This is a genomic window from Bacteroidales bacterium (genome assembly GCA_023228145.1).
Classification (GTDB): domain Bacteria; phylum Bacteroidota; class Bacteroidia; order Bacteroidales; family CAIWKO01; genus CAIWKO01.
Genome location: JALOBU010000010.1, coordinates 105,183 through 118,020, shown reverse-complemented (window position 1 = coordinate 118,020; position 12,838 = coordinate 105,183). Strand labels below are relative to the sequence as shown.

The 12,838-nt window shown below is 35.6% G+C and carries 14 protein-coding genes; all 14 read right to left on the bottom strand.

All coding sequences use genetic code 11. From position 1 onward, the window contains the following. Positions 1 to 312: 312 nt before the first annotated feature. On the bottom strand, positions 313 to 696 hold the full coding sequence (locus M0R16_07000) for a four helix bundle protein (protein MCK9612634.1): 384 nt from the start codon (positions 694 to 696) through the stop codon (positions 313 to 315). Between the two features lie 154 nt (positions 697 to 850). Next, entirely contained in the window at positions 851 to 1,906 is a 1,056-nt protein-coding gene (locus M0R16_06995; GenBank protein ID MCK9612633.1) for a ketoacyl-ACP synthase III, read from the bottom strand. Between the two features lie 356 nt (positions 1,907 to 2,262). After that, positions 2,263 to 2,496, bottom strand: a complete 234-nt coding sequence (locus M0R16_06990; GenBank protein ID MCK9612632.1) for an acyl carrier protein — start codon at positions 2,494 to 2,496, stop codon at positions 2,263 to 2,265. A gap of 18 nt (positions 2,497 to 2,514) precedes the next feature. Continuing rightward, a complete protein-coding gene (locus M0R16_06985; protein ID MCK9612631.1) occupies positions 2,515 to 3,153 on the bottom strand; it encodes an acetyltransferase in 639 nt (212 codons plus the stop codon). Positions 3,154 to 3,264: 111 nt separating this feature from the next. Next, positions 3,265 to 3,972, bottom strand: coding sequence for a fibrobacter succinogenes major paralogous domain-containing protein (locus tag M0R16_06980; protein MCK9612630.1), 708 nt, complete (start codon positions 3,970 to 3,972; stop codon positions 3,265 to 3,267). Positions 3,973 to 4,068: 96 nt separating this feature from the next. Then, a complete protein-coding gene (locus tag M0R16_06975) occupies positions 4,069 to 5,190 on the bottom strand; it encodes a DegT/DnrJ/EryC1/StrS family aminotransferase (protein ID MCK9612629.1) in 1,122 nt (373 codons plus the stop codon). After that, entirely contained in the window at positions 5,177 to 6,097 is a 921-nt protein-coding gene (locus M0R16_06970; protein MCK9612628.1) for a hypothetical protein, read from the bottom strand. Before M0R16_06970 ends, M0R16_06975 begins: the two co-directional genes overlap by 14 nt. A gap of 3 nt (positions 6,098 to 6,100) precedes the next feature. Continuing rightward, on the bottom strand, positions 6,101 to 7,561 hold the full coding sequence (locus M0R16_06965; GenBank protein ID MCK9612627.1) for an MBOAT family protein: 1,461 nt from the start codon (positions 7,559 to 7,561) through the stop codon (positions 6,101 to 6,103). A 52-nt stretch (positions 7,562 to 7,613) separates the two neighbouring features. Beyond that, positions 7,614 to 8,648 carry a sulfotransferase gene (locus M0R16_06960; GenBank protein ID MCK9612626.1) on the bottom strand — a complete coding sequence of 345 codons (1,035 nt, stop codon included), beginning with the start codon at positions 8,646 to 8,648 and terminating at the stop codon, positions 7,614 to 7,616. A gap of 66 nt (positions 8,649 to 8,714) precedes the next feature. Then, the gene (locus tag M0R16_06955) at positions 8,715 to 9,350 is read right to left on the bottom strand and encodes a class I SAM-dependent methyltransferase (protein MCK9612625.1); all 636 of its coding nucleotides are present in this window, start codon (positions 9,348 to 9,350) and stop codon (positions 8,715 to 8,717) included. A gap of 31 nt (positions 9,351 to 9,381) precedes the next feature. Next, positions 9,382 to 10,014 (bottom strand): NTP transferase domain-containing protein, encoded by a 633-nt coding sequence (locus tag M0R16_06950; protein MCK9612624.1) that lies wholly within the window; start codon positions 10,012 to 10,014, stop codon positions 9,382 to 9,384. After that, a complete protein-coding gene (locus tag M0R16_06945; protein ID MCK9612623.1) occupies positions 9,987 to 10,583 on the bottom strand; it encodes an HAD-IB family phosphatase in 597 nt (198 codons plus the stop codon). The genes M0R16_06950 and M0R16_06945 overlap by 28 nt, the downstream gene beginning before the upstream one ends. Before the next feature lie 150 nt (positions 10,584 to 10,733). Then, positions 10,734 to 11,729: a glycosyltransferase family 10 gene (locus M0R16_06940; GenBank protein MCK9612622.1), complete on the bottom strand. Its 996-nt coding sequence runs from the start codon at positions 11,727 to 11,729 to the stop codon at positions 10,734 to 10,736. A 1-nt stretch (position 11,730) separates the two neighbouring features. Continuing rightward, a complete protein-coding gene (locus M0R16_06935) occupies positions 11,731 to 12,837 on the bottom strand; it encodes a GDP-L-fucose synthase (protein MCK9612621.1) in 1,107 nt (368 codons plus the stop codon). Position 12,838: the final 1 nt, after the last annotated feature.

Below are 12,838 nucleotides of genomic sequence, written 5' to 3'. Positions count from 1 at the left end.
TGGTTTATAGAGTTTTTGCTGTTGTTAAACGTGATGAACCTTTTGTCAGAATGGCTGTGTAATTGGGGTTTAAATTTGTTAAAAAAAAACTTTAAAAAAAATTTGTTTTTAACTTAGAATACTCAATCTGACCACCAGATGTTAATACTCTTAATAGCATAACAAGTTAATAGCTTGACCTATATATACAGTAATGGTTTTTCCATATATGTTGTTTGAATTATTGTTTTCTTCATAATGAAAACTTTCTCACAAGTTTAAATATTATTTTAGTATAATGAAAATATTTTTCAACCACAGAGAATGTTGGTCTCACTTATTTGTTTTTTTTAAAAGTGTTTTTCTGAAATTAGTTATCTGGGAACTTAATATCAGCAAAGCCGAAAACAACTCGCTCCGGGTTTTGTGATCGATAAGGTTCCTTCTTTCAAATATTATCAGCATATTAGCGCATTCAAATATAGACTTTCTTGCAATGACCAGATAATTAGCAAAATCCTTATTGGAAAACGAACCGCTACCTTCTGCGATATTATTTGAAATACTAAGAGCAGCACCTCGTAATTGCTCAGTAAATCTAAATAATCTTTCATTGGTCAATTTCTCGGCGATGTCAAACATCTTGTCAGCAATAATAATACTATCCTGCCAGATCGTTAAACTCTCAAATCTGAAATTTTTTAAAGAATCCATCATTTTATTGTTATTTCAATATAAACCACTATTAACTCTCTGCCCTCTTCGCTCCTCTCACTTAGCCCTCTGCACTTCGCTCTTAGCCCTACGCCCTTCGCCCTATGCCCTTCGCCCTTTGCCCTCCGCCCTTCGCCCTTTGCCCTTCGCCAAAATCCTAAATTTCCACCAAATCAGAGACTTTGCATTTTTCCGTGGTTAAAACCGTAGTCCCCCAGGATAATCCAACTCCAAATCCACATAAAAGCAACTTAAGTTTATTATTTTGAATCTGTTCTTTCAGATTGGTCACCATCAGCAACGGAATAGTTGCGCAACTGGTATTTCCAAAATCTTTGATATTGTAAGGCACTTTTTCTTCTGGAATTTTGAGTTTTTTTCTGATTTTTTCCACCATAAACAGATTCGCTTGATGAAGCAAAAAAAAGTCAATGGATTCTATGTCAATCAAATATTTTTCGAGCAGTGTTCTCACCGATTGCGGGGCTCTGTTTATACCAAAAGAAAAAACTTCCATTCCATCGAGCCCCTCATGTATGCGTGAGCGTTTTATTCCGTTGCCGAAATCTTCCATAATAAATGATTCAGGGTTAACCGGGTTTCTACATCCGCCGTCGGGTAAAATAATAGCTTTGTAACCACTGCCATCGGTGCCAAAATTGAAAAACATTGTTTCAGCATTTTCATCATATTCGAGAGCTGTGGCTGTACCCCCGTCAGCAAAAAGCGGATAAGCACTTTTATCTTCAAAAGAAGCATAATGAGATTGAGTATTTCCTGCCAGTAACAAGCCCTTTTTTATGCCCCCGCCTGACATTATGGAAGTAATTACTTGCAAACCGTGAGGGTATCCCGAGCATCCGAGAGATATATCCAAAGTCATACAATCATTTGAAAGTCCCAAGCGTTCCTGCAAAATGCAGGAAGTGGCAGGCAATTTATAATCTGCAGTGTGTGAAACAAAAACAAGAATTTCAATTTCGTTTTTATTCCAACCCAGCTCTTTTATTATTTGTTCAGCGGCATTAAAACACAAGTCTGAAGTACATACTCCGGGTTTTGCTATTCTTCGCCTTTCTATTCCAACTGAGGCCACAAATTTTGAGTATTCTTCACCATTAAATAATGGATATTTTGAATTTTCGACAGTATTTGCCGGAACACAAGCTGCAAGGCCTGCTATTTTAACATTTTTTGTTTTTGTAAAAGCCATATTATATTTGTTCTTTATATTTTTTGTGAATAAACTGTGTGCGGCTTAGTAGTTTTATTTTTTACCGCAAAGGCGCGCAAAGCCTGCCTGAACTTCCGAACGGCAGGCAGGGAGTTACACAAAGGCGCACAAAAGTTAACACTAATTATATTTTTTTGATGTTTATTTTTTCCCTTCGTGTCCCTTCGTAATTGCATTTCGTGTGACTTCGTGGTTTTTTTTACCGCTAAAACGCTCAAAGAACGTATCATAAACTTAGTGTTTCTGCGTGTTCTAAGTGTCTGAGTGGTTTTTTATTCTTAGTTTTATTTCACCAACAAGGTAATGAGGAAACAATGCATATTTTTACATAATTATTACTGCATTTTTGCTTTTACAATATTGAAAAGGTCTTCAATGGTGCTAGAACTCCGAATGTCATCGGCTTTAATCTGAATATTATATTCATCATCCACCATGGAAATGATATTTAATGCAATTAAAGAAGACCACTCTTCAATACTTCGGAAAGCAGTGTCGGCTTTAAATACAGACATATCAGTGTCGTCAAACTGCTCTGCAAAATTCTTTACAAATTCATTAATTTCCATTTTTAAAATAATTTTAATTTATTCTGTTTTTAATCTCATAGCCGGATTTCCAAAAACAGTAGTGTTTTCTTTAACATTTCTGAGTACTACAGCGCCAGCACCCACAGTAGCTCCGTATCCAACTTTTTTGTGTGGATGCACAATGGCGCCCGTATGAATGGTAACTTCATTCCCCAATTGAACATAACCCCCAAGGAACATATGGGTGTCGAGATGACACCAGTTCCCGACCACAGAATTATGGCCTACCATGGTAAATGGCTGAACGGTAACAAAGTCGCCTATAGTAACATCTGCAGAAATAAATGCATTAAAACTAATCAAACACCCTTTTCCATAGACTGAATTAGAACTTACATTTGCCGTGGGATGAATCAGGCTGATAAACTCCCCGCCTTTATTCAGGATTATTTCGGAGTATTTCTTTTTTTCCGCAACATCGCCCAGCGCACAAACAAAAACATCATCCTGCTGTATCTGGTAATCCTCAACAGAAGCAATGACCGGGGGATAACCGGCAAATCCATCCAGTGCATCCCGTTTATCATCCAAAAAACCTTTGATTATATATTCGGTATTATATCCTTTGCAAGATATTGCCAGATTATAAATGACCCGTCCATAACCCCGGGCGCCGATAAGTATTAAATTTTTCATTTTTTTGCATAATTATTCCTGAATTACCGCAAAAATAAGCAATTTTTTTACAGCAAGCCTTTTTCAATCAATTCAATATGTCTTTTTGAAATACTTTTTAATAGGGTTAATTTACAACGATTTTTTTATACAGCGTATGGAAAATCCATATCCCTTGGGGCCATCAAAACGGTTGATATTGTCAGTATTAAAACCCAATCGGTAACGCCATGCTTTTTCGTGGGATGCTTCTGAAGATGACCACCAGCGCCCAAACCCCCCATTGCCAAACCATCCTTCAGGGTCCCTGTATCCGCCTGGTAAAGCGTTAAATCCACTGATGTTTGAGCCATCCCCCTGGTTTTTCCATCCTATACGGCTTTTCAGTTTTTTACCGGCAATTTCTTCTCCGCCCAGAAAAGATATCATGACAATCCATTCATCATCGGAAGGTATTTGCCAGCCTTCAGGTGCCAGGTCGCGCCTATCATTAACCGCATGCCAGTTATAAAGTTTCCCGAATTTTTTTTCTGAAGCAGGGTCGTCTTTATAAAAACTCCATGCGGGTACACCTTGTTGGCCAGCAAGCTGCCAGTCATCATCATTGTCAATGAATTTTATTAAATCGCCGTTGCTGAAATGGCTCACACAAAGGTTTTCGGCCATCCACTCCTGTTTGCCAATAATGATTGTTGTATAGGTTCTGTTTTCATTATCCTGAACTGTGCCCTTTTTATGTATAAGATACAAATAAGCACTTCTGAAATTAAACGCAATATGTTTCCAGTTTCGTTTGATTTTGTTGATGATTCTTTTTATCAGTAACAATATCTGTGTCATTTTTATTTATGCGTTTCTAAGAAGGTAAAATGGTTTTTATAAATATTTCGATACTTCTCGCCTGTTATCAATTATTTTTTTTAATATTCGTTCCCATTATCCTTCTGTATGGAAACCATTAATTATTTCACAGATAAACTTTACCTTTTCCGTATCAAGGTCTTGGAAAATGGGTAAACATATCACTTGTTCTGCTATTTTTTCAGCCACGGGCATTATCCCTTGTTGTGCTGACTCAAGCTCTTTATATGGGGGGCAATGGCTTATCAGAGGATAAAAATACCGTCTTCCATAAATATTGTGCTTTATTAATTCCTCAAAAAGAGCATCCCTGCTTTTTCCATATTTTTCTTCGTCAATAAAAACAGGGAAATACGAATAATTATATCGCACATCATCTAAAGGTGTTAACAGGCGCAAGCCATTTATATTGCTCAGGTGTTCGAAATAACATGAGCTCAGGGATTTTCTTTTTTCGATGGAAGCCTCAACATATTTAAGCTGCAGTAATCCCATGGCCGCTTGTACTTCGTTCATTTTGGCATTTATCCCCAACGATATGACTTCATAGTTGCGGAATCCGAAATTTTTCAGGTTGTCGATATGTTGTTTCATTTCGGGGGTATGGCAAACAATAGCGCCTCCCTCTAAAGTAGTAAAAACCTTGGTGGCATGAAAACTCAAAACAGACAGGTCGCCATAGTTCAGAATGCTGCTGCCGTTTTGCCTCACCCCAAAAGCATGGGCGGCATCATATATCAGTTTCAGTCCGTGTTTTTTTGCTATCCTTTCGATTTCAGAATGATTGCAGGGATGCCCATAAACATGCACAGGTAGAATAGCACTGGTTTTTTCAGTTATTGCTTCTTCAATTTTTTTTGTGTCTAAATTTCCATAAACCGGGTCAATATCAGTAAAAACAGGCATAATACCGTTCCAAACCAGGGCGTGTGCCGTTGCCACAAAGCTATACGGCGTGGTGATCACTTCGCCTTTGATATCCAGCGCCTGCAGTGCTGTTATCAATGCCAGTGTGCCGTTGGCAAAAAGGGAAATATATTTTACGCCCAGGTAGGCGCATAACTCATTTTCGAGCTGCTGGTGAAATGGCCCGTTATTGGTCAGCTGGCCGCTCGCCCAGATTTCTTTCAGGTACTCATTGAATTCTTCCAGAGGAGGAAGAAAAGGCCGTGTTACATAAATTTTATCGTTGTTCATTATGCTGATTAATAATTTCGTTAAGTTTCAGAGATAATTTTTTTGCACCAACATCATTCAGATGATCGGCGCTGTGAAAATCTTCTTTTATAAAATCAGGATCATCTAAAAGATTTAGATAAATGCAATTTTTGTAAGTCGCTGACATTTTTTCAGCATTGTTTTCCATTGCTTTGAGTTGCTGTGGATCTAACAGCGCCCTGTAGGTTTTCCATGCCGGTAGCGTCAATAAAATCACCTGTACGCCTCGCTGCTGACAATCCTCAATGATAGATTGTACATAAAAACAATTATCTTTTACGAAGGCCTGATCTTTTACCGTGTGTCTTTCCGCTGCTTCTTTACCTGTTCTTTCCAGGTCGGTATTTTTTGTAACATCAAGGCGGCCATATCCAGCGCTGTCTGAAGATATGTTTGATTTCCCACCGATGTAATAAGATGTCAGCCTTGTTATATTGATTTTAAAACTATTGCTTAAAAGCTCAGAATAATATTTGCAAGAAGCCGTATTCTGAAATCCGTAATAAATTACATAATTCTTGGTACGCCAAGCTTCTAAACTGTGTTCCAGGTCATAAACAAAACTAAAATAGGATATCGGGATGACAACCGTTTTGAGGGCTGTCAACTGTTGCTTATATCTTTCAAAAATTTTATAATCATATTTCAGTGACTGGGAGGGATAGCCTGCATTAAAGGTTTTGTCTGAAAAATACTGAGGGTTTATTCCCCTGAATGCATGTGAACTGCCAAATACCAACGTCTGAATTTGTTCAGGATAAGCATCCAGATAATTTTTTTTCAGCAGGTAATCGTTGGGTGTCATCCTCAACAAGGCCTCCATCATGACAAACAGCAATAACAGCGGCAACACAAACAGGATAAATCTGATGATAAAGTTTTTCATTTTCTAAAACTGAAAATAAATGAATTGTTGTTCTTTTCCGCTAAAATAAAGAATTGCAAAAACCATTACATAATATATTGCCCATCTAAAAAATCTTTTCCATTTCATTCCCAGGTTTTCAATGGCGTACTGCTGTTTCCTTCCGAGCCACTCCAATAAAAAAAACAGCAATGTAAAAACCGGAATTATTAATCCAATCTCCCAACGCAAAAGATTTAACGTCTCAATATAAGACGATTTAATTAACAATCCCGAAAACATATTTTTAATAAAGTCAGCTGCTTCCCGGATAGTATCAGCACGGAAAATAATCCAGGTAAATACAATAAATGTAAATGTAATAAGCCAACTTAAAAAATTATACAAGTTGAGTTTTTTCAGATTTTTTTTAATTTTTTTTCTGTATTTAAAAGAAATTACGTCCCATGCCAGTGCAAGTCCATGTAATACTCCCCATACGATAAATGTATAATTCGCTCCGTGCCATAACCCACATAACAGAAATGTAATAAAAAAAGAAAAAACAATACCTTTCATCCCCCATCTTCTGATTTTTACCGAAAGCGGATTATAGAGATAATCTCTGAGCCAGAAAGACAGAGCAATATGCCATCGCCTCCAGAAATCGGCAACGCTGACAGAAAAATAGGGAAAGTTGAAGTTTCTCAGAACATCAAATCCCAGCAATCTTGATACCCCGATAGCAATATCAGAATATCCTGAGAAATCGGCATAAATCTGTACGGTATATAAAAGGGCGCCAAAAACCAGTGTACTGCCTCCGTAATCGACAGAATTATTAAAAATTAAATTGGCATATTCTGCACAATTATCTGCAATGACGATTTTTTTGAACAGTCCCCATAATATTTGCCTCAGCCCGTCGGTTGCCTTTGAATAATCAAAAGTCCGCTTTTGGCTGAACTGTGGAAGCAGGTGTGTTGCCCGTTCGATGGGACCTGCCAGTATGAGCGGAAAAAAACTGACATAAGCAGAAAAACTGATAAAATTTCGTTCCATCTCCACATTCCTGCGGTACACATCTAAAACATAGCCCAGCGCCTGAAAAGTGAAAAAACTAATACCCACCGGCAAAATAATGTTCAGGGAACCTCCGGTTATGTTAAGACCAAAAAATGTAAATGCAGAAACAAAACTGCCGATAAAAAAGTTCAGGTATTTAAATACCACGAGCAGCCCGATGTTATAAACGACCGCTGTCCATAACAGCAGTCTTCGCACCGGTTTCTCGTTCCGGGCTGAAAGCAGCCGGCCGGCAACATAATTAACCACACAACTCGAAAACAGCAGCGCCAGAAAACGCCAGTCCCACCAACCATAAAATACAAAACTTGCAAGTACTATAAATAAATTCTGAAGCTGTAATTTACGGTTTACAACAAACCAATAGACTATAAAAACTATAGGAAAAAATACGGCAAAGTCTAAGGAATTAAAAAGCATGCATTAACTTTTTCATTTTAATATTTACACATAATTTGTATGATATGATAGTTTAATTATAAAATGGGTTGTTTTTTTCTTTGTTTTCATACCAAACTAATAAGGGGTCCGTTAGTTTTTGTTGGTCCCTAGTTAAATATTTTTCATAATATCCTATATTTTTAATAGATCTTGCCGGTTGTAAAAAAAGCCCTTTTCTTATGTGATTCTGCTCGTTAATACCTAAAAAAGAAATTATTTTTTTTGTCATTAATTCGTTTTCTTTTATAAATCGTTCAAAGCTCAGCATAATTACGTTTTCACTATCAATCTTTTCAATTATTTTTTCCGCACCATGAATCATCTCATTTATATAATTTATGTTTGATTGAATTGCAGCATTAATATTATTGTCGTCGGTAATATGTTTCATAAAAATTTGATTACTTTTAACCAAGTCTGCAATCTGATCTCTGGGGTCCCGATATACAATTATCAGTTTGAAAGGACTGAACACTTCTGGCCAGATATCCTGATGCCGGCCTAGAACTATTGGCTGATCAAAAAGAACAAAAATCTGTTTTTTATTAATCGCATATATTTTCCCAATATTTTGTATCCAATTATTTGAAAACTCGATTTTTTCTGATCTTGTGATGTTGTTTTTTAAAATATCGCATAATAATTTATCAATAAGATAATTTCTTTTTACCAAGTTTTCTATATTTTGTCTATGATTATAATCCGTTTGTAAACTGTTAATTTTATCTACTATATTTTGAGGCATTAAGTGCATAATAAAAGATCCGTTTGCTTTTGCGTGGAGCAATCTTTTTTTTAAGGCATATTTTATTTTACCATCAGCAATAACCCAACCTCTTGGTCCGTACCTTCTGATTATTTCGTGGGTATATTCCTGTGTGGGAATATTCAGCAAACTGTCATCCTCTATGCAATCACCAACCATTTGGGGATAACAAAAATCATTAAATTCGTAAGGAACTATTGCAATATTATCATATTCTTTTAAGAGATCGTGAACAGCGCTTGCACCAGAACCAAATGTTCCTTTTATAAGGATATTTACCTTTTTATTTTTTTCTTTCATTATGCGTTTTTCAAATTCACAAAATTAAATCCTATAAATCTCGATTTGCCTTAAAACAAAAAAAATTTACCTTTCTGCGACCAGTGCATAAAAATGTGTATTATCCCATCTGCTGCATTCTGGCGGATATATGTCAACAATATTTAGATGATTAAATCCGGCTTTTTTTAGCATATCCGATTCCTTTTGCAGTGTTCTATAATGGGAAAAATAATCTTTTTTTAGCTCATTTGAATATCCGCTTATGATTACGTCTTCTTTAACCCCAAATTGGTTTTTGACTATAATTTTCCCATTATGTTTAAGATTATTGATATATTTTTTATAGAGATTAAATGTTTCTTCTTCGTCAAAATATTGTACAACACCAAATAATGTAATCAAATCAAACTTGTCTTTGGTTGTATATTTTGAAATATCTTCATTAACAACAATAACATTACTAGCCTTAATAATATATTTTGAAAACTGTTCAAAATATTCGACAGCTACAATTTTTGCAACCCTGTCATATATCTTATTAATAATAAGTCCCGAACCACTAGCCAAATCAAGTATAGTTGTTTTTTTATCTGCAAAAGACAGAATGAACGCTGAATCAAGTTTGGTAAAATCACTTTGTTTTGTAATTTTCACTGCTTTTTCATCAGGATTATCTTTTGCCATATTATAAAAGAAATCAAGGGAGTTTTTATTTTTCATTATTTTAAAAAATTAATTTAATACAGTTTACTTACCATGTTTTTATGATGGTTATAATTCGTTTATAATCATCGTAAGTATCAATATCATAAGCTCGTACCATCAGGCCTTTCATTGGCAAATAGGGCTCAAGCTGTTCAAAAACATTGCCCCGGGTGAATTGAAGTTTTGATTTTCTTATACATGCAGGGCCTGTCCATTCGTAATCTCCATGCTCTCTGGAGAAAGATAAAACATCTCCTTTATTATTGGTTTTAACAAATACGGCTTCGTCTGATACAATGTCTGAATATCCAATAAACTCATCTTGGGTGTCCATAATTTTTGAAACATCGTCGGGATGAACCAGAAGATCACCGTCCCATTCAATTACGAAATCGTTGGCGTCTTTAGCTCCCAAATAAAAACTCGCCCCTGTTTTAGTATTAAAATAATCATGATTATATACAAATATTACGTCTTTCCGGAATTTTAAAACTTCTTTGATCACGTCATTTGCCTGATATCCGACAACAATTCTAATATCTTCAAAATCTTTAAGTAACTCCAGCTGCCACCTGATTAGAGATCTTCCGTTAAGAGTGATCAACGCTTTTGTTTGTCCAAGACCCAGACGTGAGCCTATACCGGCACAACTTATAACAACTGATTTAACTGACGACATAAGGCCTCCTCATTAAAAATTAAATAATCTGCAACGGTTAAAATACTATTGGCAGGATAATGAATTAATCCAGCAGCAATAGAGATATCGGAAATACGCATGGCTTCCATATCATTATTTCCGTCTCCAATATAAACTACTTTTTCTCCCAATTCTTTATATTTTTTAACCACTTCGTCCTTGTTTAATATGTATTCAATTGAAACTACTTTGTTTTTCTCAACTTTTGCAACAGAATTATAACAGACACAATCAATTTTTGATGAAAGTTTATCTATCCAGCAATCCAGATTGCCAGTTGCTATTACACAATTATCTTTATTTTCATTAATGAATTTCAAAACCTTTTTATGCAATCTAACGCGTGAAAGTAAATCTGAAATTTCAGAAACCGACAATTTGCCCAATACATGTACCCTCCGTATAAAACTTTCAACAAAAGGAATATTACCTTTTATAGTTTCATTGGTGAGATTTAAAATTTCTTTCTCCAAATGAAATTTCTTGGCTATGACAGGTAATGTTTCCTGTGCAGTTATAGTGCCATCCAGGTCAAAAATAAACTTCATTTAACTATATGTTTTTTTTATTACATTTAAGACAAAAAGTCTGGGTTTTTATAACTATTATAAACCACGTTTCTGTTTTTATGACATAAAGGTTCCAACAACAATACAACAATATCTATAAAACAATTTTTAACATGGTTTCAAAACTCTCTATTTATAAGGGCATTTTCCTTTTACCTTTCTTAATAATAATTTCATTATTTCCCTGAAACTGATTTCATTATCTATCGTCCTGTTCTTAACACTCTCATATAACTTAATCATTCTTCCAACATGCCTCATATTAAACCCGTTAAGTGCCCTTCTGTATGCATCTTTGTGAGGTTGTTCAATAATGTGCCCGAAAAAATCACATAAAACTTCTTCATAGTTTACATATTGTCCGGGTTTTAGCCATGGTTGCGATAAAAGTTTTATGTATTCATCATCGTGGGTATCCAGAAAAATTATTTTTTCTATAGCTTCCTGTATTGCCTTATCGCTATCGTCTTTTATAACAATAAATGAAGCGGTATTAAAGTCCGCATCAATACTTTTACTCCCCCAGTAAATCGGTACTGAATTAACCGACATGGGGTCAATAATTTTTTCGGTAACATACCCGTTCACGCTTGAGTTTTCTATGGCAATGGTAAATTTATAATCGGCAATAAATGCCAGTTTGTCCTTCACAGGGGCGCCAATATTATTTAACACACGGCCCCCGGAGTCTATATGTTTGTATTTTAAAAGCTCATGAAAGAATCTGTTTCTTATGGAATTGAAATTTCCCTGATTTGAATACACAAAATTACAGAACTTGCGGTTTAAGGCTTTTTCTTTATCAATCTTTTTATCGGGAAGACTTGCATAAGGCTTTCTTATCACAGCCAAAGGTAATCGCAGATACCTGTCTTCAAAATCAATAAAATGAAATCCAATAGCATAGTCGCAAAAATTAAAATCGGGCACCAGGTTCTCTCCTGTAAAAAATATTTTTATACAATCATACTTTAAATGCTCGTTTCCGTAACATGAATAAATAATATAATCAGGAGAAGAACTTATCTGCAGATTAAATTTTTTAGATAATGCATTATAGAGTTCATTATTGTTTTTTACAAAATTGGGATAGAAATCCACAAAGTCAATTTTTATCGTTTCCATATCAGTGATCGGCCTGTTTTATTAAATGTCTTCCCCTGTACCAGTCGTACATCATGATAACACCCTGCTCAATTTCTATTTTGTGTTTCCAGCCCAAGGCATTGAGTTTTTTTGTATCGGTAAGTTTCCGCACGGTGCCGTCAGGTTTTTCTTTATTAAAAAATAATTCGCCGGTAAAACCTATGGTTTCTTTTACCAGATATGCCAGGTTTTTAATGGAAATTTCCCTGCCGGTACCAATGTTAATGTGGGTATTCCGTATCTCGCCGCTGCTGCCTGCCACATCAGAGAAATTAACCTTTTCCATGATAAATACACAGGCGTCTGCCATTTCTTCACTCCACAAAAATTCGCGCAGAGGTTCACCGCTACCCCATATTTCAACGCTTATAACATTATTATTTTTTTTTATTCCATATTTCTCCAATATAAAAATAATTTCTTCTATTGCTGAATTGCCATCTACATTTTCTATGGGTTCTAAGACAAGATCCTTTCTTATTTCATCAAAATTATCCGCTTCCATGCATTTTGCCAGATATATCTTGCGTAACATAGCGGGCAGAACATGACTTTTTTCAAGGTCAAAATTATCATTGGGCCCGTACAAATTCGTGGGCATTACGCTTAAAAAATTTGTTCCATATTGTATGTTATAGCTTTCGCACATTTTTATTCCGCCAATTTTTGCTATAGCATAAGGTTCGTTGGTATATTCAAGTTCACCGGTAAGTAAATATTCTTCCTTCATGGGCTGAGGACATTGCCCGGGATAAATACATGTACTGCCCAGAAACAGTAATTTTTTTACTCCGTGCAGGTAGGAGTTGTGTATCACATTGTTCTGTATCATTAAATTATCAAAGATGAACTCAGCACGATATGTATTATTTGCCATAATTCCTCCGACTTTGGCTGCGGCCAGAAAAACATATTCCGGATTTTCTTTCTGAAAGTAAGCGTTTACAGCATCAGAATCACGCAGATCAAGCTCCCGTATATCTTTTCCGATGATATTATTATATCCCTTTTGCTTCAGGTTTTGAGCAATAGCCGAGCCCACCAGCCCGTTATGCCCTGCAATATATATTTTGCTGCTTTTTTCCATA

Coding starts and splice junctions, on each gene's coding strand:
- M0R16_07000 (MCK9612634.1), bottom strand. CDS start 696: ATGATGGATTCTTTAAAAAATTTCAGATTTGAGAGTTTAACGATCTGG.
- M0R16_06995 (MCK9612633.1), bottom strand. CDS start 1,906: ATGGCTTTTACAAAAACAAAAAATGTTAAAATAGCAGGCCTTGCAGCT.
- M0R16_06990 (MCK9612632.1), bottom strand. CDS start 2,496: ATGGAAATTAATGAATTTGTAAAGAATTTTGCAGAGCAGTTTGACGAC.
- M0R16_06985 (MCK9612631.1), bottom strand. CDS start 3,153: ATGAAAAATTTAATACTTATCGGCGCCCGGGGTTATGGACGGGTCATT.
- M0R16_06980 (MCK9612630.1), bottom strand. CDS start 3,972: ATGACACAGATATTGTTACTGATAAAAAGAATCATCAACAAAATCAAA.
- M0R16_06975 (MCK9612629.1), bottom strand. CDS start 5,190: ATGAACAACGATAAAATTTATGTAACACGGCCTTTTCTTCCTCCTCTG.
- M0R16_06970 (MCK9612628.1), bottom strand. CDS start 6,097: ATGAAAAACTTTATCATCAGATTTATCCTGTTTGTGTTGCCGCTGTTA.
- M0R16_06965 (MCK9612627.1), bottom strand. CDS start 7,561: ATGCTTTTTAATTCCTTAGACTTTGCCGTATTTTTTCCTATAGTTTTT.
- M0R16_06960 (MCK9612626.1), bottom strand. CDS start 8,648: ATGAAAGAAAAAAATAAAAAGGTAAATATCCTTATAAAAGGAACATTT.
- M0R16_06955 (MCK9612625.1), bottom strand. CDS start 9,350: ATGAAAAATAAAAACTCCCTTGATTTCTTTTATAATATGGCAAAAGAT.
- M0R16_06950 (MCK9612624.1), bottom strand. CDS start 10,014: ATGTCGTCAGTTAAATCAGTTGTTATAAGTTGTGCCGGTATAGGCTCA.
- M0R16_06945 (MCK9612623.1), bottom strand. CDS start 10,583: ATGAAGTTTATTTTTGACCTGGATGGCACTATAACTGCACAGGAAACA.
- M0R16_06940 (MCK9612622.1), bottom strand. CDS start 11,729: ATGGAAACGATAAAAATTGACTTTGTGGATTTCTATCCCAATTTTGTA.
- M0R16_06935 (MCK9612621.1), bottom strand. CDS start 12,837: ATGGAAAAAAGCAGCAAAATATATATTGCAGGGCATAACGGGCTGGTG.